Annotated in this window: 29 protein-coding genes and 1 pseudogene; 13 read left to right on the forward strand and 17 right to left on the reverse strand. The window is 72.7% G+C overall.

Annotated features, from left to right (window positions below):
* Positions 1-122 precede the first annotated feature (122 nt).
* Positions 123-1727, forward strand: coding sequence for an ABC-F family ATP-binding cassette domain-containing protein (locus QE370_RS00285; RefSeq protein ID WP_309633004.1), 1605 nt, complete (start codon positions 123-125; stop codon positions 1725-1727).
* A 10-nt stretch (positions 1728-1737) separates the two neighbouring features.
* A complete protein-coding gene (locus QE370_RS00290) occupies positions 1738-2484 on the forward strand; it encodes a DUF2071 domain-containing protein (protein ID WP_309633005.1) in 747 nt (248 codons plus the stop codon).
* Here the strand turns inward: QE370_RS00290 and QE370_RS00295 are convergent.
* Together QE370_RS00295 and QE370_RS00300 are read right to left on the reverse strand one after the other, a co-directional pair.
* Entirely contained in the window at positions 2426-3316 is an 891-nt protein-coding gene (locus tag QE370_RS00295) for a bile acid:sodium symporter (protein ID WP_309633006.1), read from the reverse strand. The genes QE370_RS00290 and QE370_RS00295 overlap by 59 nt on opposite strands.
* 62 nt (positions 3317-3378) lie before the next feature.
* Positions 3379-4131, reverse strand: a complete 753-nt coding sequence (locus tag QE370_RS00300; RefSeq protein WP_309633007.1) for a phosphotransferase — start codon at positions 4129-4131, stop codon at positions 3379-3381.
* 58 nt (positions 4132-4189) lie between these two features.
* Between QE370_RS00300 and QE370_RS00305 the strand changes: the two genes are divergently transcribed.
* Positions 4190-5428, forward strand: a complete 1239-nt coding sequence (locus tag QE370_RS00305; protein ID WP_253026102.1) for a YibE/F family protein — start codon at positions 4190-4192, stop codon at positions 5426-5428.
* A 47-nt stretch (positions 5429-5475) separates the two neighbouring features.
* Positions 5476-5796 carry a hypothetical protein gene (locus tag QE370_RS00310; RefSeq protein WP_253026100.1) on the forward strand — a complete coding sequence of 107 codons (321 nt, stop codon included), beginning with the start codon at positions 5476-5478 and terminating at the stop codon, positions 5794-5796.
* A 209-nt stretch (positions 5797-6005) separates the two neighbouring features.
* Here QE370_RS00310 and rnhA read toward each other — a convergent pair whose 3' ends face one another.
* Positions 6006-6467, reverse strand: coding sequence for a ribonuclease HI (gene rnhA / locus QE370_RS00315; RefSeq protein WP_309633008.1), 462 nt, complete (start codon positions 6465-6467; stop codon positions 6006-6008).
* A 57-nt stretch (positions 6468-6524) separates the two neighbouring features.
* Between rnhA and QE370_RS00320 the strand changes: the two genes are divergently transcribed.
* Together QE370_RS00320 and QE370_RS00325 are read left to right on the forward strand one after the other, a co-directional pair.
* Positions 6525-7010: a DinB family protein gene (locus QE370_RS00320; RefSeq protein WP_309633009.1), complete on the forward strand. Its 486-nt coding sequence runs from the start codon at positions 6525-6527 to the stop codon at positions 7008-7010.
* A gap of 65 nt (positions 7011-7075) precedes the next feature.
* Positions 7076-7489, forward strand: a complete 414-nt coding sequence (locus tag QE370_RS00325; RefSeq protein WP_309633010.1) for a hypothetical protein — start codon at positions 7076-7078, stop codon at positions 7487-7489.
* 78 nt (positions 7490-7567) lie between these two features.
* Here QE370_RS00325 and QE370_RS00330 read toward each other — a convergent pair whose 3' ends face one another.
* The 5 genes from QE370_RS00330 to QE370_RS00350 form a co-directional block, all read right to left on the reverse strand.
* Complete coding sequence (locus QE370_RS00330; protein WP_309633011.1) at positions 7568-7906, reverse strand: glyoxalase superfamily protein; 339 nt, start codon at positions 7904-7906, stop codon at positions 7568-7570.
* A gap of 23 nt (positions 7907-7929) precedes the next feature.
* Positions 7930-8349 (reverse strand): type II toxin-antitoxin system VapC family toxin, encoded by a 420-nt coding sequence (locus tag QE370_RS00335; protein WP_309633012.1) that lies wholly within the window; start codon positions 8347-8349, stop codon positions 7930-7932.
* Positions 8346-8579 (reverse strand): FitA-like ribbon-helix-helix domain-containing protein, encoded by a 234-nt coding sequence (locus QE370_RS00340; protein WP_253026088.1) that lies wholly within the window; start codon positions 8577-8579, stop codon positions 8346-8348. Before QE370_RS00340 ends, QE370_RS00335 begins: the two co-directional genes overlap by 4 nt.
* Positions 8580-8687: 108 nt before the next feature.
* Positions 8688-9776, reverse strand: a complete 1089-nt coding sequence (ychF, locus tag QE370_RS00345; RefSeq protein WP_253026086.1) for a redox-regulated ATPase YchF — start codon at positions 9774-9776, stop codon at positions 8688-8690.
* Between the two features lie 11 nt (positions 9777-9787).
* Positions 9788-10357: a GNAT family N-acetyltransferase gene (locus tag QE370_RS00350; RefSeq protein ID WP_309633013.1), complete on the reverse strand. Its 570-nt coding sequence runs from the start codon at positions 10355-10357 to the stop codon at positions 9788-9790.
* 54 nt (positions 10358-10411) lie between these two features.
* Between QE370_RS00350 and QE370_RS00355 the strand changes: the two genes are divergently transcribed.
* Genes QE370_RS00355 through QE370_RS00365 form a run of 3 tightly spaced genes read left to right on the forward strand, consistent with a single transcriptional unit; the run spans position 10412 to position 12086 of the window.
* Complete coding sequence (locus QE370_RS00355; RefSeq protein ID WP_286690106.1) at positions 10412-10744, forward strand: antibiotic biosynthesis monooxygenase; 333 nt, start codon at positions 10412-10414, stop codon at positions 10742-10744.
* Positions 10745-10804: 60 nt separating this feature from the next.
* Positions 10805-11254 (forward strand): DUF6542 domain-containing protein, encoded by a 450-nt coding sequence (locus QE370_RS00360; protein ID WP_253026070.1) that lies wholly within the window; start codon positions 10805-10807, stop codon positions 11252-11254.
* A 1-nt stretch (position 11255) separates the two neighbouring features.
* Positions 11256-12086, forward strand: a complete 831-nt coding sequence (locus QE370_RS00365) for a class I SAM-dependent methyltransferase (RefSeq protein ID WP_253026068.1) — start codon at positions 11256-11258, stop codon at positions 12084-12086.
* On the opposite strand, the gene QE370_RS00370 is transcribed toward QE370_RS00365, so the two are convergent.
* Positions 12076-12516, reverse strand: a complete 441-nt coding sequence (locus tag QE370_RS00370; protein WP_253026066.1) for a YdeI/OmpD-associated family protein — start codon at positions 12514-12516, stop codon at positions 12076-12078. The two genes, QE370_RS00365 and QE370_RS00370, sit on opposite strands and share 11 nt — an antisense overlap.
* A 135-nt stretch (positions 12517-12651) precedes the next feature.
* On the opposite strand from QE370_RS00370, the pseudogene QE370_RS00375 reads away from it, so the two are divergent.
* Both QE370_RS00375 and QE370_RS00380 read left to right on the forward strand, forming a co-directional pair.
* Positions 12652-13479: pseudogene (locus tag QE370_RS00375) on the forward strand (gamma-glutamyltransferase); the annotation flags it as partial.
* An 88-nt stretch (positions 13480-13567) separates the two neighbouring features.
* Positions 13568-14482, forward strand: coding sequence for a gamma-glutamyltransferase (locus QE370_RS00380; protein ID WP_309633014.1), 915 nt, complete (start codon positions 13568-13570; stop codon positions 14480-14482).
* Between the two features lie 27 nt (positions 14483-14509).
* On the opposite strand, the gene QE370_RS00385 is transcribed toward QE370_RS00380, so the two are convergent.
* From QE370_RS00385 to QE370_RS00415, 7 genes are all read right to left on the reverse strand, one after another.
* Positions 14510-14974, reverse strand: a complete 465-nt coding sequence (locus QE370_RS00385; protein ID WP_253023823.1) for a hypothetical protein — start codon at positions 14972-14974, stop codon at positions 14510-14512.
* Entirely contained in the window at positions 14971-15867 is an 897-nt protein-coding gene (locus QE370_RS00390) for a serine hydrolase (protein ID WP_253023822.1), read from the reverse strand. The genes QE370_RS00385 and QE370_RS00390 overlap by 4 nt, the downstream gene beginning before the upstream one ends.
* A complete protein-coding gene (locus tag QE370_RS00395; protein ID WP_253023821.1) occupies positions 15864-16706 on the reverse strand; it encodes a serine hydrolase in 843 nt (280 codons plus the stop codon). Before QE370_RS00395 ends, QE370_RS00390 begins: the two co-directional genes overlap by 4 nt.
* Before the next feature lie 401 nt (positions 16707-17107).
* A complete protein-coding gene (locus QE370_RS00400; protein ID WP_253023820.1) occupies positions 17108-17995 on the reverse strand; it encodes an HTTM domain-containing protein in 888 nt (295 codons plus the stop codon).
* Between the two features lie 80 nt (positions 17996-18075).
* Entirely contained in the window at positions 18076-18573 is a 498-nt protein-coding gene (locus QE370_RS00405; protein WP_309633015.1) for a DUF5819 family protein, read from the reverse strand.
* A gap of 192 nt (positions 18574-18765) precedes the next feature.
* Entirely contained in the window at positions 18766-19104 is a 339-nt protein-coding gene (locus QE370_RS00410) for a hypothetical protein (RefSeq protein WP_253023818.1), read from the reverse strand.
* Between the two features lie 164 nt (positions 19105-19268).
* Positions 19269-20258 (reverse strand): 4-hydroxy-3-methylbut-2-enyl diphosphate reductase, encoded by a 990-nt coding sequence (locus QE370_RS00415; RefSeq protein ID WP_309633016.1) that lies wholly within the window; start codon positions 20256-20258, stop codon positions 19269-19271.
* A 190-nt stretch (positions 20259-20448) separates the two neighbouring features.
* Here QE370_RS00415 and xseA point away from each other — a divergent pair, with 190 nt between their 5' ends.
* Positions 20449-21663 (forward strand): exodeoxyribonuclease VII large subunit, encoded by a 1215-nt coding sequence (gene xseA, locus QE370_RS00420; protein WP_309633017.1) that lies wholly within the window; start codon positions 20449-20451, stop codon positions 21661-21663.
* Entirely contained in the window at positions 21653-21889 is a 237-nt protein-coding gene (locus tag QE370_RS00425) for an exodeoxyribonuclease VII small subunit (RefSeq protein ID WP_253023815.1), read from the forward strand. Before xseA ends, QE370_RS00425 begins: the two co-directional genes overlap by 11 nt.
* Here the strand turns inward: QE370_RS00425 and QE370_RS00430 are convergent.
* Complete coding sequence (locus QE370_RS00430) at positions 21868-22398, reverse strand: DUF4245 domain-containing protein (protein WP_309633018.1); 531 nt, start codon at positions 22396-22398, stop codon at positions 21868-21870. The two genes, QE370_RS00425 and QE370_RS00430, sit on opposite strands and share 22 nt — an antisense overlap.
* Between the last annotated feature and the right edge of the window lie 9 nt (positions 22399-22407).

Below are 22407 nucleotides of genomic sequence, written 5' to 3' on the forward strand. Positions count from 1 at the left end.
TCTCGTCGACCTCCTTCACGGCAGCACCGGGTCCCCCGAGGACCTTCCGTCGTGACCTCCCGACGACGCGCGCCCGCGCGGCTCACGCAGCCCCGCCCGCCCGCGATCTCCTCGGAGGCCCCATGTCCGCGACCTTGTCCTTGCACCACCTCACCCACACCTGGCCCGACGGCACGACCGTGCTCGCCCACGTCGACCTCGACCTCGGAGCCGGTGTCCACGGCCTCGTCGGCACGAACGGCAGCGGCAAGTCCACCCTGCTCCGGCTGCTCACCGGCGACCTGACGCCCACCGAGGGGATCGTCACGGTCGGCGGCACGGTCGAGCTCCTCCCGCAGGACCCCGTGCCCTCGGTGCGTGGACTCGGCGTCGCGCACGTGCTCGGCGTCGCCGAGACCCTCACGGCCCTGCGCGCCGTCGAGGCCGGGAGCACCGACCCTCGCGACTTCGACGCCGTCGGCGACGACTGGGACGTCGAGGAGCGAGCCCGCGCCTGGCTCGACCGGCTCGGGCTGCGTCGGGTCGGCCTCGAGCGCGACGCAGCGAGCCTCTCCGGGGGCGAGCTGGTGCTGCTGGCGCTGGCCGCGCGGCTGCTGCGCCGCCCGGACGTGCTCCTGCTCGACGAGCCGACGAACAACCTCGACCGCCGCGCCCGTGCACACCTGGCCGAGGCCCTGCACGGCTTCGGCGGCGTCGCCCTGGTGGCCAGCCACGACCGTGAGCTCCTCGAGCACGTCGACAGCGTCGTGGAGGTGCACGCCGGGACCGTCCGCGTGGTCACCGGCGGGTTCTCCGTCTACGAGGAGGTGATCGCGGCGGAGCAGGACGCGGCCGGACGCGCCGTGCGCGACGCCCGCGCCGACGTCAGGCGTCAGCAGCGCGAGCTCGTGGAGGCTCGCACGAAGCTCGACCGACGAGCCCGCACCGCCGCGAAGGCGGAGACCGAGAAGCGGGTGCCGAAGATCATCGCGCACGGTCGACGGATGCAGGCCCAGGTCTCGGCGGGACGACTCCGCGGCGCGCACGAGGAGCACGTGGAGCAGGCCAGGTCGCGGCTCGACGCCGCACAGGAGCGGGTGCGGGACGACCGCGAGGTCCGCCTCGAGCTGCCCGACACCGCCGTCCCCCGCAGCCGCGACGTCCTGGTCACCGACGGCCTGGTGCTGCCGCGGGTCGACACGGCGGTCGACCTGCACCTCCGGGGTCCGGAGCGGGTCGCCCTCGTGGGCCCGAACGGCAGTGGCAAGTCGACGCTGCTGCAGGTACTGCTGGGCGACCTCGTCCCGACAGCGGGCAGCGTCCGCGTCGGCGTGCCCGTGGGGCACCTCGCGCAGCGCCCGGCCCTTCCCGACGAGCAGGCCAGCGTGGTCGAGAACGTCCGGCAGGCAGCGCCCGACGCCCCGCCCCAGACGGTCCGCGCCCAGCTCGCCCGGCTGCTGTTCCGCGGACGCGACGCCGACCGTGCCGTCGCCACGCTCTCGGGGGGCGAGCGCCTGCGGGCCGCCCTGGCCTGCGTGCTGCTCGCAGAGCCCGCACCGCAGCTCCTGCTGCTCGACGAGCCCACCAACGACCTCGACCTGGTCAGCGTCGGGCACCTGGTCGACGCGCTGCGCGGCTACGAGGGCGCCCTGCTGGTGGTGAGCCACGACGAGCGGTTCCTCGACGACCTCGACCTCCACCGTCGCCTGGAGCTTCCCTCACCCGGCGAGGTGGTCCCCCTGGCCTGACACTGGACCCGTGGACCCCGACGGACCTGCCCTGCACGGACCCCGCCTCATGCGACAGACGTGGGCGGACATCGCGTTCGTCCACTGGGCGGTCGACCCCGCCGTCGTCGCGCCGTTCATGCCGGCCGGGGTCCGGCCCGACGTGCTCGACGACAGGTCGTACGTGGGCCTGATCCCGTTCCGCATGCAGCACGCGGGCTTCGGGCGCGGGCCGGCGGTCCCGTGGCTCGGCACGTTCCACGAGACGAACGTGCGCATGTACTCCGTGGACGACGCCGGACGTCACGGCGTCGTGTTCCTGTCGCTGGAGTCGACCCGGCTGCTCGTCTCGGCGCTCGCCCGACTCGTCTTCGGCACGCCGTACACCTGGGCGCGGATGCGGGTCGACGAGCACGACGGCGTGCACCGCTACACGACGTCGCGACGCTGGCCCGGGCCGCGCGGCGCGGGCGGTCGGATCGAGGTGCGGCCGGGCGAGCCCCTGGAGGAGCCGAGCGAGCTCGAGCACTTCGTCACGGCCCGCTTCGGGCTGCACACCCGGGTGCTCGGACGCACCTGGTGGGTGCCGAACACGCACACCGCCTGGCCGCTGCACCGCGCCGAGCTGACCTCGCTCGACGACACGCTGCTGGAGGCCGCCGGCTTCCCCGGCCTGGCCGGCACGACGCCGACGTCGGTGCTGTGGTCGCCCGGGACGTTCACGACGTTCGGGCTCCCGCGCCGTGGCGTGCCGGAGCGGGCAGCAGCCGTCGGGTGAGCAGCACGCCCCAGAGCGCCGCGAGCGGGAACATCAGCACGCCGTAGACCGCGCCCGGCACCGAGATCGCCGTCTCGCCGAGCACCTCCACCGCGACGTAGATGGCGAGGGTCGCGTTGTGCACGCCGATCTCGAAGGAGCTGGCCACCGCCTGCGCTGGGCCGAGCCCGACGAGGCGGGGCACCGCGAACCCGACCACGAGACTCATCACGCAGAACAGCGCGGCGGGGAGGCCGACCTGGCGCAGGTAGTCGCCCGCGTCGGACCCGGTGCTCGCGAGGATCCCGAGGACGAGCACGAGCAGGATGACGGCCGACGCGGTGCGCACCGGACGGTCGGCGCGGGCCGCGAACGCCGGTCGCCGGCGCCGCACGAGCATCCCGAGCAGCACGGGCGCCAGGACGACCACGAAGACCTCGACGACCTTCCGGAACTGCAGCGAGACCTCGTCGTCGAGGCCGTAGTGCGCGATCGCGAGGTTGGTGATGAGCGGCAGCGTGCCGATCGCGACGACGGAGTTGATCGCCGTCAGCGAGACGTTGAGCGCGACGTCGCCGCGGAAGAGGTGGCTGTAGAGGTTCGCCGACGTCCCGCCGGGCGACGCCGCCAGCAGGAGCATGCCCACGGCGAGCAGGGGATCGAGGTCGAAGGCGGTGACGAGGCCGAAGCAGAGCAGAGGAAGGAGGAGCAGCTGGCACGCCAGCGCGACCACCACCGCCCTCGGGTGGCGCCCGACCCGACGGAAGTCGTCGGGCGTGAGCGAGAGGCCGAGCCCCAGCATGATGATGCCGAGGGCGACGGGCAGACCGACGGTGGAGAGCGCGGAGTCCATGCCTCACCCTAGGGTGACGCAGGTCACTTTCCCACTCCCGACGCCGCGCGCCGGACGGCCGACTACGGCAGGGCGTCGAGGATGGCCGGGACGCGCTCGCGGAAGGCGGCGACGCGGTCGCGGGTGCGCTGCGGCTCGCCCACCTTCTGCAGGTTCGCGATGCCCGCGTCGCCACGGGCGATGCCGGCCGCGATCCGCTCGCTCGCCGTCGTCATGCGCTCGACCACGGCGTCCAGCAACGTCATCGGACCCCACTCGCCGTAGGCCTCCACGACGAGGTCGAGGCGACGTGCGGTCTCCTCCACGCCGATGTCGCGGTAGAGCGGGACACCCGTCCACGCCAGGAACGCGAGGTCGTCGATCGGCCGCCCGGGTCCGGCCATGTCCCAGTCGATCATCGCCACGAAGTGGCCACTCTGGACGATCCAGTTGTAGGCGCCGGGATCGTGGTGGCAGACGACCTGGTCGGGCGCGAGCGTCACCGGCTCCTCCCCCGTGCCCCGCCACCGCAACGGCTCGTCGGGCCGGAAGCCCTCGACGACGTCGTGGTACTCGCGCAGCCAGGTCACCGCCTCGACGAGCACGGTGTCGAGCACCACCTCGTCGTCGACCGGCACGCCGCGACCCTCGACGTAGCTCAGGACCTCCCGGCCCTCGTCGTCGAGTCCCTCGACCCGCGGCACGCCGCCGAGCCCCTCGTCGGCGAGGAAGGTGAGCAGGCGGGTGCACGGCCGGCGTCCAGGGACCCGTCGGTCGGCGGACCGTCCGGCCGATGCGCAGCGCGCCCCCCACCGCGCCCGGGAGGTGCTCGACATCGGGGCCGTCGGCGTCTGGTGCGTCGTCCACGTGGGTCATCGTGGCACGCTATCCCCCGTGGCTCACGGACACGCACACTCCCACGACGACCTCGACGCCGGACCGCCGCGGCAGGGCCTCGCCGCCACGCTCGCCGTCGTGGTCGGGGCCATCTCGGTGGCCGCGATCGTCGCGATGGTCGTGCTCTGGCCGTCGTCGTCGCAGGTGCCCAAGGCACCCAACCCGCTCAGCGGCGAGGGCGTGACCCTGCTCGACGGCACCGTCACCGCGGTCAAGCCGTTCGACTGCGGGTCCGGCGGCGTGGGACCGGACAACCAGCCCACCGTCGACGGCGACTGCGCCAAGGTGACCGCCGAGACCGACGACGGCGACGCCACGTTCACGCTCGACTCCGCGCGCTACCAGGCCGGCATCGACGAGGGCGACGAGATCGAGGTGCTGCGCATCGCGCCCCAGGGCCAGCCGGCGACCTTCGAGTTCTACGACTTCCAGCGCACCTTCCCGCTGCAGGCGCTGGCGATCGCGTTCGCGATCCTCGTGGTGGCCGTCGCCCGGTGGCGCGGCCTGTTCGCGCTCGTCGGCATCGGCGTCACGCTGGTCGCGCTGATGCAGTTCATCCTGCCCGCCCTGCTCGCGGGGAAGTCGGCGCTGCCGGTGGCGATCGTCGGGTCGACCGTGATCATGACGCTCGTGCTCTACCTGGCCCACGGCGTGAGTATCCGCACCACCAGTGCCCTCTTCGGCACCTACTTCGGCATCATCGGCACCGCCGTGATGGGGGCGCTCGCCACCGACTGGGCCAGTCTCACCGGCATCGGGTCCGAGGACGACCGCACGCTCGTGGCGACCGTGCCGACCCTGTCGATGTCGGGCGTCGTGGCCGCGACCATGGTGATCGCCGGGCTCGGCGTCCTGAACGACGTCACCGTCACGCAGGCGAGCGCCGTCTGGGAGATGCGGGCCCTGCAGCCCACCGCGCGGGCCCGTGAGCTGTTCATGTCGGCCATGCGGATCGGCCGCGACCACATCGCCTCAAGCGTCTACACGCTCGTGTTCGCCTACGCCGGCTCCGCCATGACCGTGCTGCTGCTGATCTCGGCCTACTCGCGACCGCTCGGGGAGATGGCGACCACCGAGGAGCTCGGCCAGGAGATCGTCCGCACGCTCGTCGGCGCGATCGGGCTCGTCCTCGCGGTCCCCGTGACCACGGCCATCGCCGTCGCCCTGGCCCCGCCGGCGGAGGACGAGCCCCTGCCCCAGAGCCGGCCCGCCGGGCGACGCCGCGCGACGTCGTGACCGTCGGGACGCCTGCCGTGCTCGCCGCCCCCGCGTAGGCTCGCGCCATGGAGTGGGTCGGCGTGGTGCTGTTCGGGGTGGGCGTGCTGGTCGCGCTCGTCGTGGCGCTGTGGCTGTTCCAGCGCTCCCTCGACCAGCCCGGCGGTCGCGACGGTCTCGGCACCATGGGCAACGGCATGGGCGTCATGGACAACTTCTTCAGCCCGTCGCGCGCCGACGCCGCCGAGGAGCTCGAGCGCCAGAAGCGGGCCGCCCACGTCATGCCCTCCCCGGACGAGGACGACGAGCTGCGGCACGGCCAGGTACGGCGCAACCCCGACGGATCACCGCGCTCGATCCGGCTCACCCGGCCACCCGAGGACGGCTGAGCGACCTCGGCTCCCCGGGCGTCCGGGTGGCGCGGACGCCCGGCGGCGGGGCGCTCGAGAGGCGCAGGTCACGAAACCGGCCTACCGTCGGTGCATGACCACCGCCCGCACGATCGTCGCCAGCACGCTCGGTTTCTACGTGTTCGTCGGTGCGCAGGCGCTGGACGCGCTGCGCGCCAACGGCCGTCGTCGCTGACGCCTGCCCCTCCTCAGGCGCGCATGGCCTCGCGCAGGCCACGCGTCGCGAGCTGGTCGGCCAGCTCGTTGTCGGGCACGCCCGAGTGCCCCTTGACCCAGAACCACTCCACCTCGTGCCGCTCGCAGGCCTGCTTGAGCCGCTTCCAGAGGTCGACGTTCTTGACCGGCTGCTTCGCTGAGGTGCGCCACCCGTTGCGCTCCCAACTGGTCATCCACGACGTGATGCCACCCCGCACGTAGGAGCTGTCGGTGAACAGGTGCACCATGGAGGGCCGGTTCAGCGTCTCCAGCGCCATGATCGGCGCCATCAGCTCCATGCGGTTGTTGGTCGTGCTCTCGCGCTCGCCACCGCACATCTCCCGCACGTGCGAGCCGTAGCGCAGCACGGCACCCCAGCCTCCCGGGCCCGGGTTCGGCTTGCAGCCGCCGTCGGTGTGGATGAGGACGGGGACGGTGGAGGATGCGGTCGTCATGGCGTCGCCCATCCTCGCACCTGGTCGCCGGGCCCTCGACGGTCGTACCGTGGCGCCATGAGCCTGCACACCGCCGACGAACGTTCCGTGCTCGAGGGGCTGCTCGACGTGCAGCGGGCGGAGATCGCGCTGCTGCTGGACGAGGTCGACGACGCCGAGGCGCGCACCCGGCTGGTGCCGTCGGCGACCACGGTGCTCGGGCTGGTCAAGCACGCGGTGTTCGTCGAGCGGGTCTGGTTCCACGCCCGCGTGGCCGGCGTCCCGCGCGAGCGTCTCGGCCTCCCTGCCTCGCCGGCCGACAGCTTCGTGCTCACCGACGCCGACACGGTCGCGTCGGTCCGCGCCGACTTCGACGAGGCCTGCGACATCTCGCGTGCCGTCGCGGCCGACCACGACCTCGACGAGGCCTGGCCGTGGCACGACGGGCCGGTGTCGTTGCGCTACGTCTACGGCCACATGATCGCCGAGCTGGCCCGCCACGCAGGGCACGGCGACATCCTCGTGGAGCAGCTGCTGGCGCGACGGACGTCCGGCGAGGTCTGAGGTCGTTCGTCGAGCGCGCCGGGTCGCGCCCTGGCTAGCGTCGGGTCCAGACCTCTGGAGGACCCGTGCCCGACGCCGTCGTCGCCCTGGCCGTGGTGGGTGCTGCGCACGCAGCGTTCCAGCTGACGGTGTCGGTGGTGGTCTACCCGGCGCTCGCATCGGTGGGCGCCGACCAGTTCGCGCTGGCGCACGACGCGCACTCGCGCCGGATCGTGGTGCTGGTCGGTCCGCTCCACGCGGCACTGGTGGTGGTGTGCGGGTGGGCCGTCGTCACCGAGCCACGTCCGCTGGTGCTCGCCGCGGTCGCCGCGCACAGCTTGGCGATGGTCACCACCGCACTCGTCGCCGCCCCCACGCACGGGCGGCTCGGCACGTCCGGCCCCTCCCCCGTGCTCCTGCGCCGGCTCGCGGTCTCCGACGGGGTGCGCACCCTCGCCGCGGTCGCCGGTCTGGTGCTCGCCCTGCTCGCCATCGCGTGACCCACGATTCTCCTTCTGCGCGGGCAGCGCTTCTCCCTTCTCGTGGACCGTGCCTCGCGAAGGGAGAATCTCTGCCCCTCAGGTCGCCGTCGCCACCCGTACCCGATTGCCGTCGGGGTCGGTGACCTCGCACTCCCGCGCCCACGGCACCTGCTCGACGTCGGCGCCCAGGTCGGCGGCGATCCGGTCGACGTCGGGCACCCACAGGTAGACCAACGCCGGGCCGGGCGCGTCACCCGTGTGCTCGGACAGGTACACCCGGCACCCTTCGCGCACGACGCCGACGAACCGCGGCAGACCCGGTTCGAACACGTGGCGGAACTCCTCGGCGAAACCGAGCCTCGTCCACCAGGGCAACGATGCGTCGACGTCGAGGACGCGCAGGATCGGGACGGCCTGGACCGGTGGGCGGCTCATGGGACGAGCGTCGCACCGCTGAGTCAGGCAGTCCAGGGGTCGAGGAGCCGGATTCCGGTGCCGTCGAAGTCGGCGACGTTCCGCGTCGCGCAGGTGGCGCTCGCGACGCGGCAGATCGCGGCGATCTGCGCATCCGCCGTGTGGATGGGGCGACCGTCGCGCTCGCGCGTCGCCAGCACCTCCGCGTACTCGCCGGCAGCGGCGTCGTCGAACGGCAGGATCGCCCGCGTCTCGCGGTACGGCTCGACCGCGGCGTCGATCGCGACCGAGAGACTCGTGCTGCGCCGACCGGCCGGCAGCCTGCGCACACCTGCCAGCAGCTCGGCGAGGGTGACCGCCGTGATGGCGACGTCGTCGGTCAGCGACTCCAGCCACGCGAGCACGCGCTCGTCGGGCTCACGCCGCAGGGCCTCGGAGACGACGTTGGTGTCGAGGACGATCACTCGAGGTCCGCCGCGCGGGCCTCGTCGGTGCGACCCGGCAGCCCGACGTCGTCGAACCCGCCTGCCTCCTGCCCCGCCTGCAGCAGGGCGAGCCCGATGTGGGGGCGCCGGGTGGCTCTCGTCAGGATGTCGCGCGCCTCGGCCTCCATCGACCTGCCGTTCTCCCGCGCCTGCTCGGCGAGACGCTTCTTGACGGACTCCTCGAGCCCGCGGACCACGATCGAGGTCACGACGACCACCTCCCCTCGTTGATATCACGAATGATAGCAACGAGGCGAGGACGTGCGGTCCGCCGACCCGAGCCCGGTCGGCTGGGCTTCACGTCGGCCGTCCCCGGCTCAGACGTTGAAGCGGAACTCCACCACGTCGCCGTCGGCCATCACGTAGTCCTTGCCCTCCATCCGGACCTTGCCGGCGGCCTTGGCGTCGTTCATCGACCCGGCCGCGACGAGGTCGTCGAAGGAGACGATCTCGGCCTTGATGAAGCCCTTCTGGAAGTCGGTGTGGATGACGCCGGCGGCCTCGGGAGCGGTGGCGCCCTGCTTGATCGTCCAGGCGCGCGCCTCCTTCGGGCCCGCGGTCAGGTAGGTCTGCAGGCCGAGGGTCGCGAAGCCGACACGGGCCAGCGCGTCCAGGCCCGGCTCCTCGACGCCCATCTCGGCGAGCATCTCCGCCCGCATCGCCTCCGCCTCCTCGTCGTCGCCGAGCTCGACCAGCTCGGCCTCGCTCTTCGCGTCGAGGAACACGGCCTCGGCGGGGGCGACCAGGTCGCGCATCTTCTGCTTGAGGGCCTCGTCGGCCAGCTCGTCGGCGTCGCAGTTGAACACGAACAGGAACCGCTTCGCCGTCAGCAGGTGCAGGTCGCGCAGGAGCGCGAGGTCGAGGCCCGCCTTGAGCACGCCCGTGCCCGACTCCAGCGCGGCCTGGGCCTTGCGGGCCTCCTCCAGCTGCGCCACGAGCTCCTTGTCCTTGCGCGACTCCTTCTCCAGGCGCGGCACCGCCTTCTCGACGGTCTGGAGGTCGGCGAGGATCAGCTCGGTCGAGATGGTCTCGATGTCGCTGCCCGGGTCGACCTTGCCGTCGACGTGCGTGACGTCCTCGTCGCGGAACACGCGGGTCACCTGGCAGATCGCGTCGGACTCGCGGATGTGCGACAGGAACGCGTTGCCCATGCCCTCGCCCTCCGACGCACCGCGCACGATGCCGGCGATGTCGACGAACTGGACCGTCGCGGGCAGGATCTTGGCCGACCCGAAGATCTCCGCGAGCTTGTCGAGCCGGGAGTCGGGGACACCGACCACGCCGACGTTCGGCTCGATCGTCGCGAACGGGTAGTTCGCCGCGAGGACGTCGTTCTTGGTCAGGGCGTTGAAGAGGGTCGACTTGCCCGCGTTGGGGAGTCCGACGATGCCGATGCTGAGTGCCACGAGGCACCAGCCTACTGGTGCGGGGCGCGGGTCCCGACCGCCGGGAGAGGCAGGACGAAGGCACGCAGCATGCGGTCGTACCAGTCGTCGCGCAGCCCGAGGTCGGTCATGCCGAGCCGGCGGCAGACGGCCTGCGACGGTGCGTTGTCCGGATGCGTCACGGCGACCACGTGGGGCAGCCCAGCCGACGTGGCCCGCTCCAGGAGCGCCGACGCCGCCTCGGTCGCGTAGCCCCTGCCCCAGGAGCGCGGGTGCAGGTGCCAGCCGACCTCCCAGTCGCCGACACCGCCGCCACGCTCCACGCCCGCCGACGCGGGGATCGGCACGAGCATCACCATGCCCACGGGCGGGGCAGACGCGTCGGGACAGACTGCGAGGATCGCGGCGGCCGGGTGCGTCCCCCTCCGTTCAGGCATGCGCGCGATCCGCGCCTCGGCCTCCTCGACGTCGCGCATGGGCTCGCCGGTACCGCTCCACCGCGCCACCTCCGGCAGCGAGAACCAGCCGAACAGCGCACGGGCGTCGTCCGGCTCGAACGGCCTCAGCAGCAGCCGCTCCGTCTCGATGACGTCGGGAAGCATGCGTCGACCCTATCCGCGCCCGGTGGGCGTGGACTCCGGTGCGACGATGGGCCCATGACCGTCATCAAGATCAACGCGATCACCGTCCCCGCCGAGAACGGCGACGAGCTGGCGCACCGGTTCGCCGCCCGCGCCGGCGCCGTGGACGGGTCGGAGGGGTTCGAGGGCTTCGAGCTGCTGAAGCCGACCGACGACCGCGAGCAGTGGCTCGTCGTCACCCGCTGGCGCGACGAGGAGTCGTTCCAGGCCTGGCTGCAGTCCCCGGCGTTCGCGCACGGGCACCGGTCGGAGTCCGAGCGCGCCGGCGGCGAGGAGCCCAAGCCGGTCGCCTCGCACAGCGAGCTCTGGAGCTACACCGTCGCGGGCGGCTCGCCCGGACACGCCTGACGCCCGTCGTTCCAGCGCGTTGCCACGGTTCTGTCGGCGTCATGGCCTAGCGTCGGGTCCATGGCCGCCACCGTGGCAACCGCACGCGTCGGGCTGGCCCCCAACGACGTCGGGGCCCGCCGGACGATCCTGCTCGCGTTCGTGGCGCTCCTGCTCGTCACGCTGCTCGACGTGAGCACCGACGGTCGCCTCGGCGCCGTGTTCTCGGTGGGCTTCGTGCTCACCGCGGTCACCGTGCCGCTCGCGATCGACGTCCGCTCGCTGCTGCCCGCAGGCGTGCTGCCGCCGATCCTGCTGGTTGTGTGCGTGGGGCTCGCGGCCGCGCTGTCGCCCGACGCGGTCGAGGTCGCGGGGCTGCCGGAGGGCACCGGCTGGTTCGGACGCACCCTCACCGGCACGATCGACCGGGGCGTCACGCTCCTCGTGGGCCACGGGCTCGCGCTGCTGACCATCGTCGCGCGCATCCTCCTCGACCCGCACCACCCACGTCGCACCCGCCGGGTGCGCTGACGTGGAGGAGTACCAGCGGCTCAACCGAGCCATGTGGGACAGCCGCGCCGCGCGGCACGCCGCCTCGACGTCCTACGACCTCGACCGGTACCGCCGCGACCCGTCCGTCCTCAGCGACGTCGTGCGCTTCGACCAGCCGCGGCTCGGCGACCTCACCGGACTCGACGTCGTGCACCTGCAGTGCCACATCGGCACCGACACCCTCAGCCTGCACCGCCTCGGCGGACGCGTCACCGGTCTCGACCTCTCCCCCGCCTCCCTCGCCGAGGCCCGACGTCTCGCGGCCGACGTGGGGGCCGAGATCACCTACGTCGAGTCCGACGTCCACGCCGCGCCCGACGTCCTCGGCCGAGGAGCCTTCGACGTCGTCTACACGGGCATCGGCGCGGTGTGCTGGCTGCCGAGCATCGACCGCTGGGCGGCCACCGTCGCGGCGCTGCTGCGCCCCGGTGGACGCCTGGTCTTCCGCGACTGCCACCCGATGCTCGGCACGCTCGAGGTCGTCGACGGGCGGATCGAGCTCGTCTACCCGTACGCCGAGCACGAGCAGCCGCTGGTCTTCACCGACACGGCCTCCTACGTCGACCCCGACGACCACTCGCTCCCCGGGCTGCCGTCGCACGAGTGGTCGCACGGCCTGGCGGAGATCCTCATGGCCCTCCTGGCGCACGGGATGCGGCTCGAGACCGTCCTCGAGCACGACTCCGTCCCCTGGGTCCCCCTGCCGGGCTTCATGTCGCCCCACCCCGACCTGCCGGGCGAGCACCGGCTCACCGACCGACCGGAGCGGTTGGCCGCCAGCTTCACGATCGTCGCGACGCTCAGCCGCTGAGGGCGTCGAGCACCTTCTGCACGCGGCGCGCCCTCGTGTCGTCGCCCTTCGCGTCGGCCACGCTGCGGGCGTGCTCCTTGCGTCGCGAGGGCGCGAGCGCGTCGAAGGCGGCTCGCACGCCGGCGGCGTCCAGCGCCTCGGCGAGCGCCACAGGGACCTCCACCTCGCGCGGCGCGGCGTCGGCCCGCAGCACGACGTCGACGACCTGCCCCACCTCCACACCGAGCTCGGCGCGCGCGGCCTTGCTCAGTCCGACGAGGTTCTCCCCACCCATGCGAGCCAGCCGCAGTCGAGCGGTCGAGGCGCCGATCGTCACGGTGACGGGGAAGGCCTTCGCATCGCCGAGCACGGCGACCTGGTCGTCGGACAGGACGATCGCGGCGGCGGGCCCCCGCGGCTCCACGGTGGTGGTCAGCTGCAGCTCGTCCACGATCTCCTCCTGGGGTCGGCGCCAGCCTAGGACCGCCACAGGACCACGGGGACCAGTTGCCCGTGTCCGACCTGCTGCCTACCGTGGGGCGGACCGGGCCCGCACCGGGCCGTCCTCGGGGGAAGAGGCTGCACCATGACCGCACGACCGACCGTCCGCGCCGTGACCGGGCTCGCCGCGGGGGCTCTCGCGGCCAGCGCGCTCGTCGCCACCACGACGTCCGCCGACGCCGGACCGCGACCGTCCCGACCACCCGCCGCCTCGCCGACCGCCTACGGGTCGGGCGGCGCCGTGGCCTCCGTCGACGCGGAGGCCTCGAAGGTGGGACTGGAGGTGCTGCGTCGCGGCGGCAACGCGGCCGACGCCGCGGTCGCCACCGCGTCCGCCCTCGGCGTGACGGAGCCGTACAGCGCCGGGATCGGCGGGGGCGGCTACTTCGTCTACTACGACGCGAAGCGCGGGAAGGTCAGCACCATCGACGGTCGCGAGACCGCACCCGCCGGCATCACGCGCGACGCGTTCATCGACCCGTCCACCGGCAAGCCGTACCGGTTCACGCCCGAGCTCGTCTCGTCCGGCGTCGCGGTCGGCGTCCCGGGGACGCCGGCCACCTGGGAGGCGGCCCTGCGCGACCACGGTCGCTGGTCGCTGCGCCAGGCCCTCGCCCCGTCCATCAAGCTCGCCGAGCGCGGGTTCACGGTCGACCGGACGTTCCGCAGCCAGACGCTCGACAACAAGGACAGGTTCGCGGCCTTCCCCGACACCGCCCGGCTGTTCCTGCCCGGCGGCGACGCGCCCCAGGTCGGCAGCACCTTCCGCAACCCCGAGCTGGCCCGCACGCTGTCGCTGATCGCGGCGAAGGGGCCGCGCGCCTTCTACACCGGGTCCGTCGCCCGCGACGTCGCGCGCACGGTCCAGGCGCCGCCGAAGGACCCCGCGTCCGACCTGCCGGCCCCGCCCGGCTCCATGACCGAGCGTGACCTCGCCACCTACCGGGTCGACCGCCAGGCACCGACCCGCGCGCCGGTACCGCGGTCTCGACGTGTACGGCATGGCTCCGTCGTCGTCGGGCGGCATCGCGGTCGGCGAGGCGCTGAACATCCTCGAGGGCTACCGCCTGGGCGGGGGCGCCCGCCTCGGCTCCTCGCTGCACCTGTTCCTCGAGGCGTCGGCACGGGCGTTCGCCGACCGCGCGGCGTACGTGGGCGACGTCCCCGACGTCCCCGTCCGCACCCTGCTCAGCCAGCGCTTCGCCGACTCACGGGCCTGCACCATCGACCCCACGCAGGCGTCGCAGCGGCCGGTGGCGGCGGGCGCGCTCGACGGCGCCCCCTGCACCACCCGGGCCGCCGAGGAGAAGCCGGACACCGAGAACATCTCCACGACCCACCTCTCGGTCGTCGACCGCTGGGGCAACGCCGCCTCCTACACGTTGACCATCGAGCAGACCGGCGGCTCGGCGATCACGGTGCCGGGGCGCGGATTCCTGCTCAACAACGAGCTCACCGACTTCACGGCCGTGTACGACCCGAAGGACCCGAACCGGATCGAGCCCGGGAAGCGGCCGCGCTCGTCGATGTCGCCGATGATCGTGCTCGACCGCGGCCGGGTGAAGTACGTGGTCGGCTCGCCCGGTGGCGCCACCATCATCACGACGGTGCTGCAGGTGCTCCTCAACCGCATCGACCTCGGCATGACGCTGCCGCAGGCGGTCGCCGCGCCGCGCGCGTCGCAGCGCAACGCGGCCGTCACGCCGGCCGAGCCGGCCTTCATCGAGCAGTACGGCGGCCTGCTCGCCCCCTTCGGCCAGCAGCTGACGCCGTCGGGCGACGCGTTCACGTCGCAGGCCGAGATCGGCGCGGTGGCCGCGATCGAGCAGGACCGCCGTGGCCGCCTCACCGCCGTCGCCGAGCCGCAACGTCGCGGTGGCGGCACCGCCCTGGTGGTGCGACCCGACCGCCGATAGCCACGTTCTGGAACCTCATCGCCCATCTCACGAGTCAGAATGGGCGATGAGGTTCCGAATCTGCGGGATGGTGCCGGGGTCCTCCAGCACGCGCCGCAGCATGGTGCGCGCCTCCTCCTGGTCCTCGGCGGGGTACCCGCTCCCGGTGTGGCCGTCGAGGAGCAGCAGCGCATCGGTGCCGTCGGCATGGACGATGCGTGCCGCCACCTCGACCGACGCCAGGGTGCTGCCCCAGCCTGTGGCCTCGGCTGCCGCAGCCCTGAGAAAGGCCCAGAGTCCGGGCTTCGACGTGCGACTCGTCGGCGCGGACACGAGCAGGTCGGTGACGTCGGCCCACGACCACGTCGCCTCGTCGACCATCGCCTCGGCATCGACGTCGAGCCGTCGGTGCACGAGCCCCTCGGTCGTGAGCATCAGGTGATCGCGCCACGGGTCGCCGACCGCCACCGCGTCGTCGGTGGTCACCAGCCAGGCCATGCGGTGCTCGCTCATGACATCTCCCCCTCCTCAGGCGCCGCTGCGGACGCCAGCTGGTCCAGCACGTCCGCGGCCCGTCGATCGGCGAAGGCCGCCCGTCCGCCGACGGCGCTGGCCACCCCCACGATCCCTGTGGCGGGACGCCACGCCACCACCGCCCCGCAGCGCATGAGAGCGCCGTGGTGGACGGCCAGGCCGTCGTCCACCCGCCAGGCGTGGGGCTGCCGAGAGGGATCGAGCAGGCCGCCGTCGGCCGAGGCCCGCACGAGCGCCGCCATGTCGTCGAGGGTGGCCACGAGACCCGCCGCCCCGACGAACGGGCCGTCGCCGATGACCCACTCGTCGAGGGGGCGGCCCCAGATGCTCAGCGCCTCGACGACGTCGTCACGCTCGCCGGTCCTCCGGGCGATGTCGAACGCGCTCGGGTCGAGACCGGCCGGCTCGACGAGCGTGCTCCGCACCTGCTCGATCCACGGCCCGCCGACCTCCTCCAGCATCCGCGTCAGCACCGCGTAGCCGAGGTTGGAGTACTCGCCCACCACCCGACGGTGCTGGTCGACGAGCGCGTCGAGCTCGGGCAGCACGTCGTGGTCGAAGCGCTCTCGCGTCCACCGCCGGTAAGGATCGAGGAGCTCGCGGCGCTGACCTGGGGCAGTGCGCGGCAGCCCCGACCGGTGCCGGACGAGCTCGGCCACGGTGATCGGCGACGTCGAGTCGAGCACCTCCTCGACCGTCGTGTCCCACCTCCACGTGCCGCGCTCGACCATCGCGTGGGCCAGCCCGGCCGTCAGGATCTTCGACACCGAGCCCCACCGGACCGGCTGCCCCGGCCGGTGCCAGCCCGAGCCTTCGCGCCGCTCCCCGTCCTTGGTCAGCAGAAGGGCCGCGACGCTCGTCCGGAGGCTCATCGCTCCACCTCCAGGGTCCGATCGGCGAGCATGAGGAGCCCCTCCGCGTCGCCGACGTCGCTGGTCGTGCGACCGGCGAACTGGGCCACCGCGACGGTGGCACCGCTGTCGTCGAACGTCCACCGCAGCTCCGCGACGACGCCGGGCGCCCCGCCCGGCTTCGTGAAGTCGTCGTCTAGGACGGCGCGGGCCTGCGGGCCGAACAACCCGCGATGCTCCAGCAACCATGCGCCCAGGGCAGCGATGTCGGTGGACCGCGCCGTCCAGTCCAGGCCGTCCTGCCATCGGGGCGTCGTCACGGCGCGCGGATCGACGTCGACCGTCGCCGCGGCGACCCGCCTCAGCACCTCACGAGTCTCCGCGTCCCCGAGATCCGCACCAGCGGGCAGGGGTTCGGCGCCCCATCCCGCCTGCAACACCTGCTTCGTCGAGAGGAACGGGCCGGACCAGCGGCGCCCGGTGGCTTCCTCCCAGGCCGCCGTCACGCCGTCCGGACCGACGACGCGGAGCAGGGCGTCCGTCGCGGTGTTGTCGCTGGTCTGCAGCATCAGGGCGACCAGTTCGTCGATCGTGCGGCGCTCACCGGCGGCAGGCGTGCGGGCAGTGACGGGGGCCGACTGGTCGCGGGCTCCCACGCGCACCGCCTGTCGCGGCGACAGGCGACCATCGTCGATCCCGCGAGCCACGCCCGCTGCGACCACCACCTTGGCCACCGAGGCCATGGGCAACAGGTCCTCCGGCGACGCGCCGACGACCTCAGCCCGGTCCTCGCCGACCCGCAGCGCGGCTGCGGACCACCGCACGGGCAGCGTGGAAGACACACGACGGACGTCCTGCACGTCGGCCGCGGCGACACTGCGGTCGACCGCTGGACCGAACCAGAGCACGTCGATCGCTCCTCCTTCGCCTCGCTCGAGGTGTAGCAGGAGCGTCCGGCCGGCGCTCGATCGCAGCACTCGGCGAGCCACCGGTCCCTTCGTCTCCTCGTCGACGACCTCCCACGGACCGTCGTCGACGACGGCCCGGACCGCACGGGTCACCTCCGGCCACTGAGCCCCGTCGGACAACGCACTGGAGAAGTACCGCCGGTCGGCAGTGGAGAGCCCCTCGCCGTTGAGACCGTCGACGAGCCACCTCGCTGCACTCGACGCGCTAGCGCCAGGGCGCGGTGCCGGGTCCGGGCTCTCGGAGCAGCCCGCAAGCACCAGGACGGTGGCGACCGCCAGCACCAGCGACGTCCTCATGCGTCGATCTCCACAGCCGATGGCCGCCCGTCCTCGGACCGCGGCCCGTCGTCCGCCCCAGCTCCGCCCCGGCCGCGCAGCCAGGCCACGAACCGTTCCAGGTGGGAGGACACGAAGATCGTGTCGCAGGCGATCATCACCAGCGCAAAGCTCGTCAGACCCATGAACAGCGCGATCGAGAGGTGGAACGTCACCATCATCAAGACGGCCCACGGCCGCACCGACCTGGAGACGACCAGGAACGGGAACCCGATGAGCGCCAGCATGGCTCCGTAGGTGCCGAGGACGACGACGTGGTCATGCTCAAGCACCAGCGGCGACAGGGCCGGGTGGAAGTACTCCGGCGTACGCATCACGTAGTAGAGCGCCGTGCCGTCGATCCACATGTCACCCTGGGCCTTGTACAGCCCGCTCATCAGGTAGACGAGACAGATCTGCAGTGCGATCGCCAGAGCCGCGGCGTTGCTGAGCATGGTCGCCCACCACGTGTGACCGACCCGCCGGACCCGCGCGATCGGCGGCCAGTTGCTGCGCACGGACAGCCGGTCCGTGCACCGGCTGACGGCCAGCAACGGCATGACGATCATCGACAGGTTGTCGCCGCCGTCGATGAGGAACGGATTGGCCCCCCACATCGTCCAACAGACCGCCCACGCTCCAGCGATCACGAGCCGACCGCCGACACCGACGACCATCGCTACGCAGAGCACGATCCCGAGGTGATAGAGGAGCTCGAAGGCGACCGACCCGTCACCGAGCGCTACGAACAGGTTGAAGCCGCCTGCGTGACCGACGTCCTCACGCGGGTAGAACGACTCCGCGCCGAACAACACGCGCCGGTCTCCGTAGTCGGACAGGAAGAGCGACAGCTGGGCGACGCCCACGCCGATCCGAGCGGCGGCCAACCCCACGAGCGCCCGGGGCCGGTCACCGACCGACTGCAGGATGCGATCCGTGGCCGAGATCAGAGGCGCGCCCATGCGGTCTCCAGTACGTCGACGTCGCCTGTCTCACTCCACCGGTCCCGCTCGGACCACCGCGGAAAGCGGTGGATCACGTACCTCAGGCGGACCTGCGAAACTTCGCCGGCCTCGGCACAGCGGTCGGCCAATGCCCATGCGGCGAAGCGGTGCAGAGTCCGCTCGCCCCGCGCACGGCTCTCGCGCTCCTGCGGCGAGAGCTGCTCGGCACGTGGCAGCGCTTCCGGAGCGTCGCTGTCGGGTGCGTCCTCGCGGAACCGCAGGAGGAAAGGGTCCTGCAGGAAGACGTGCATGATGCCGTTGCTGACCACACGCGACATCCGGGATGGGAAGAAGCGGCTACGGTGCACCGCCTCCACCGTCGGGGTCGTGACGTCGACGAAGGGTGACTCGGCTCCGTCGGCGCACCGCACTTGTGCGGCGATGCCGCGGTCCTCGCTGATCGGGTCGGGGCGCGAACAGCTGCCAGTTCTGCGAGACATATGGACTCAGCACCCGGTTCGCGCGCTCACCGTGCACGAGTGTGAGGGGGGTGATGGGCGCAGTCGTCAGGACGGCGCTTGCGAAGTACACGAAGCCCGCCACGACGACCGTAGCGAGCGCGAGGCCCCGCGTCAGGCGCGATCGCGCCGTCAACGGGGCCGCGCCGTCCTCCTGGACGTCCACGCGAGACGTCAGTCGAAGATGACGTCGACGGACGTGCCCGGCGCCGACGTCCTGGCGTAGCTGCTTCCGCCCAGGACTCCCTGGATGAAGCTGGCAGCGCGCGCCACCTCGCCGGCGTAGCGCGGAGCCTGCGCCGCGGTAAAGCCCCGACCAGCGGCGGTTGCCGCGGCGACGATGCCAGGGATGGCCTGCGGCCGAGCCTCCACGACGTCGTCCGGCTGGGCCTCGACTGCGGCCACGTAGGGCGACGCGATCACCTCGGAGTCGGCGGTGGCTGCCGACCCGAAGGTGGCGCCCGCTACGACAGTGGCGGCAGCAGCGGCCGTCACGACGATCCTCTTCTTCATCTTTCTCCCCCTCGTCCAGGGCCCCACTCCAGGACCCGCTGGGGAGAGAAACTAGCGAGACTTCCAGAACTCCTCAAGGAAAGTTGCACGTCACACCCACTTGCGGGACGCGCCGGCAGGTTCGCCTGCTTCGCGCCTCTCGCAGATCGCGCCGTCTGCCCTTCTCAGACCTGGCCGGCAGCCTTCATGTCGCGGCGCAGCTCGGGCGGGAGGGCGAAGGTGAGCGTCTCGTCGGCGGTGCGGACGGCGGCCGCGTCGGGGTGGCCGTGCTCGGCGAGGTAGGTGAGGACGTCCTGGACGAGGTCGTCGGGCACCGAGGCACCCGACGTCACGCCGACGGTCTCGACACCGTCGAGCCACTCCTCCTGGAGCTCGCTGACGTCGTCGATGCGGTAGGACGCCGACGCGCCCGCCTCGAGCGCGACCTCGACCAGGCGCACCGAGTTCGAGGAGTTCGAGGAGCCGACGACGATGACCAGGTCGGCGTCCTTCGCGATCTCCTTGACCGCGACCTGACGGTTCTGGGTGGCGTAGCAGATGTCGTCGGACGGCGGGTCCTCCAGCTGCGGGAACTTCTCGCGCAGCCGGCGGACGGTCTCCATCGTCTCGTCGACGCTCAGGGTGGTCTGCGAGAGCCACGACAGCCGGGTGCCCTCGGGGAACTCGAGGGAGTCGACGTCGTCCGGGCTCTCGACGAGGGTGATGTGCTCGGGCGCCTCGCCCGCAGTGCCCTCGACCTCCTCGTGGCCCGCGTGTCCGATGAGCAGGATGCGGTAGTCCTCGGCGGCGAAGCGGCGGGCCTCGTGGTGGACCTTGGTGACGAGCGGGCACGTGGCGTCGATCGTCTTGAGCCCACGCTCGGCGGCCTGCTCGTGCACCATCGGCGAGACACCGTGGGCGGAGAACACGACCGTCGCGCCCTCGGGCACCTCGTCGAGCTCCTCGACGAACACGGCTCCGCGCTCGGCCAGCGTGTTGACGACGTGCTTGTTGTGCACGATCTGCTTGCGGACGTACACCGGCGCCCCGTAGAGGTCGAGCGCCTTCTCGACGGTGATGACCGCGCGGTCGACGCCGGCGCAGTAGCCGCGCGGGTCGGCGAGGAGCACGCTCCCGCCGACGGGGGGCATGCCGAGGTCCACGTGGGTCGTCATAGGTGCATCGTACCGACCGGCGACAGACCGCGAGCCCGTCGGCGCGACCCCGCCAGCCGCCGACCGCCCGGTCGAGGCACGGGAATCTCAACGGAGCACGGAGAGCATTCCGTGCTTCGCTGAGGAAACCGTGCCCGGCGGGAGATTCCCAGGGCGACCTGGGAATCTCCCACCTCCTAGGCTGAGGCGCATGGCGCTCGACACGACGGCGGACTCCCCCGCGCCCCTGCGGCAGGTGTCGACGCTGATCGGGCAGTGGGTGGGGCGGCTGGGGGCGATCTGGGTCGAGGCCGAGGTGGCGCAGCTGACCCGACGTCCCGGCGTCTGCTTCCTCGTGCTCCGCGACCTGCGGGCCACCCTCTCGATCCGCGCCACCTGCCACGTGTCCGTCCTCGACGCGTCGGCCGCGCCCGTCACCGAGGGCGCGCGCGTGGTGGTCCACGCCCGGCCGGAGTTCTACGAGCCGAACGGCTCGCTCACCCTGCAGGTGCGGGAGATCCGTCCTGCCGGCGAGGGCGAGCTGCTCGCCCAGCTCGAACGACGCAAGCAGCTGCTCGCGGCCGAGGGGTTCTTCGACGCCCGGCTCAAGAAGCCGCTGCCGTTCCTGCCCGGCACCGTCGGGCTGGTCACCGGACGCGCCTCGGCCGCCGAGCGCGACGTGCTCGAGAACGCCCGCCTGCGGTGGCCGGGCGTCCGGTTCGTCGTCCGGCACGCGCTCATGCAGGGAGCCGGCTCGGCGCGCGACGTCGTGGCCGCCGTGCAGGAGCTCGCTCCGCAGGTCGACGTGCTCGTCGTCGCCCGCGGCGGAGGGTCGCTGGAGGACCTCCTGCCCTTCTCCGACGAGTCGCTCGTGCGCGCGGTGCACGCCTGCCGGGTGCCCGTGGTCAGCGCCATCGGGCACGAGCAGGACACGCCCCTGCTCGACCTCGTCGCCGACGTCCGCGCCTCCACCCCCACCGACGCCGCCAAGCGCGTGGTCCCCGACGCCGCCGAGGAGCAGGACCGGATCGCCCACGCGCGCTCCCGACTGCGCCGCGCCGTCACGACCTTCGTCGAGCGCGAGGCGCACGGACTGGCGCAGCTGCGCTCACGCCCCGTCCTCGCCGCGCCGCACGTGCTCGTGGACACGCAGCACGACGCCCTCACCCACCTGCGCGAGCGCGCCGACCGCGCCCTGCGGCACCGGCTCGACCGCGAGCACGACGCCGTCGGGCACCACCTGGCGCGCGTGCGGGCGCTGTCGCCGCTCGCCACCCTCGAGCGCGGCTACGCGGTTGCGCAGACCCCCGACGGGCACGTGCTGACCTCCGTGGCCGACGTGCCCGCCGCCTTCGTGGTGCGCCTCGCCGACGGCAGCGCCCACGTCACGACCGACCGCACCGAGGAGACCCCGCATGCCGACTGAGCCCGACCCCGCCCCCGACCTCTCCTACGAGCAGGCCCGCGAGGAGCTGGTGTCCGTCGTGCAGCGGCTCGAGACCGGCGGCGTCGGTCTCGAGGAGTCGCTCGCCCTCTGGGAGCGCGGCGAGCAGCTCGCCACGGTGTGCCAACGCTGGCTCGACGGCGCGCGTGAACGTCTCGACCGGGCCGCCCGAGGCGACGACGAGGCTCAGGACAGCGACGCGACGTAGCGTTCGAGCGTCGTCCGGTCGACGTCGCTCGTCACGACCGCCGTCGTGTCCTCCCGCGGTCCCGGGACCACGCGCGAGTACGTGGTCTCGTCGTCCGGCGACGACCAACGCGTCCACGTCTGGTCGCCGATCTCGACCTCGTCGACGCGCTCGCTGCCCGGCACCAGCTCCTCGACCGTGGCCTCCTCGGCCCCCGGGGCCTGCTGGATACCGATGAAGCGCTGGTCGTCGGTGAGCGTGCCGAGGCTCCACACCTTCTCGCGCACCCGCGACGAGGTCACCTTCCAGCCCTCGGGCAGCGACGTGGGCGCCAGCAGGTCGGCGCCCGTCTCACGCTCTGCCCCGGGCAGCACCGCCGCGTAGTCGACGGCCGGCACCCGCGGCTCCTTCGGGGCGTTGCCGTAGAAGAGGTGCGCCACCCCCCAGACGACGAGCAGGCCGACACCGAGCACGCCGACCGACCGGATGATGTCGCCGAGCTTCGGGTTGCCGCGGCTCGAGCCGGCCATGCGTCCTCC

This window comes from Aeromicrobium sp. SORGH_AS_0981, assembly GCF_031453195.1.
Classification (GTDB): Bacteria; Actinomycetota; Actinomycetes; order Propionibacteriales; family Nocardioidaceae; genus Aeromicrobium.

Excerpts from the sequence above, each read along its gene's own strand:
- QE370_RS00285 (WP_309633004.1), top strand. The coding sequence starts at position 123 with ATGTCCGCGACCTTGTCCTTGCACCACCTCACCCACACCTGGCCCGAC.
- QE370_RS00300 (WP_309633007.1), bottom strand. The coding sequence starts at position 4,131 with ATGTCGAGCACCTCCCGGGCGCGGTGGGGGGCGCGCTGCGCATCGGCC.
- QE370_RS00360 (WP_253026070.1), top strand. The coding sequence starts at position 10,805 with ATGGCCGCCACCGTGGCAACCGCACGCGTCGGGCTGGCCCCCAACGAC.
- QE370_RS00405 (WP_309633015.1), bottom strand. The coding sequence starts at position 18,573 with ATGTCTCGCAGAACTGGCAGCTGTTCGCGCCCCGACCCGATCAGCGAG.
- QE370_RS00385 (WP_253023823.1), bottom strand. The coding sequence starts at position 14,974 with ATGAGCGAGCACCGCATGGCCTGGCTGGTGACCACCGACGACGCGGTG.
- QE370_RS00410 (WP_253023818.1), bottom strand. The coding sequence starts at position 19,104 with ATGAAGAAGAGGATCGTCGTGACGGCCGCTGCTGCCGCCACTGTCGTA.
- QE370_RS00310 (WP_253026100.1), top strand. The coding sequence starts at position 5,476 with ATGGAGTGGGTCGGCGTGGTGCTGTTCGGGGTGGGCGTGCTGGTCGCG.
- QE370_RS00425 (WP_253023815.1), top strand. The coding sequence starts at position 21,653 with ATGCCGACTGAGCCCGACCCCGCCCCCGACCTCTCCTACGAGCAGGCC.
- xseA (WP_309633017.1), top strand. The coding sequence starts at position 20,449 with ATGGCGCTCGACACGACGGCGGACTCCCCCGCGCCCCTGCGGCAGGTG.
- QE370_RS00355 (WP_286690106.1), top strand. The coding sequence starts at position 10,412 with ATGACCGTCATCAAGATCAACGCGATCACCGTCCCCGCCGAGAACGGC.
- QE370_RS00320 (WP_309633009.1), top strand. The coding sequence starts at position 6,525 with ATGAGCCTGCACACCGCCGACGAACGTTCCGTGCTCGAGGGGCTGCTC.
- QE370_RS00350 (WP_309633013.1), bottom strand. The coding sequence starts at position 10,357 with ATGCTTCCCGACGTCATCGAGACGGAGCGGCTGCTGCTGAGGCCGTTC.
- QE370_RS00415 (WP_309633016.1), bottom strand. The coding sequence starts at position 20,258 with ATGACGACCCACGTGGACCTCGGCATGCCCCCCGTCGGCGGGAGCGTG.
- QE370_RS00380 (WP_309633014.1), top strand. The coding sequence starts at position 13,568 with ATGGCTCCGTCGTCGTCGGGCGGCATCGCGGTCGGCGAGGCGCTGAAC.
- QE370_RS00295 (WP_309633006.1), bottom strand. The coding sequence starts at position 3,316 with ATGGACTCCGCGCTCTCCACCGTCGGTCTGCCCGTCGCCCTCGGCATC.
- QE370_RS00330 (WP_309633011.1), bottom strand. The coding sequence starts at position 7,906 with ATGAGCCGCCCACCGGTCCAGGCCGTCCCGATCCTGCGCGTCCTCGAC.
- QE370_RS00430 (WP_309633018.1), bottom strand. The coding sequence starts at position 22,398 with ATGGCCGGCTCGAGCCGCGGCAACCCGAAGCTCGGCGACATCATCCGG.
- QE370_RS00390 (WP_253023822.1), bottom strand. The coding sequence starts at position 15,867 with ATGAGCCTCCGGACGAGCGTCGCGGCCCTTCTGCTGACCAAGGACGGG.
- rnhA (WP_309633008.1), bottom strand. The coding sequence starts at position 6,467 with ATGACGACCGCATCCTCCACCGTCCCCGTCCTCATCCACACCGACGGC.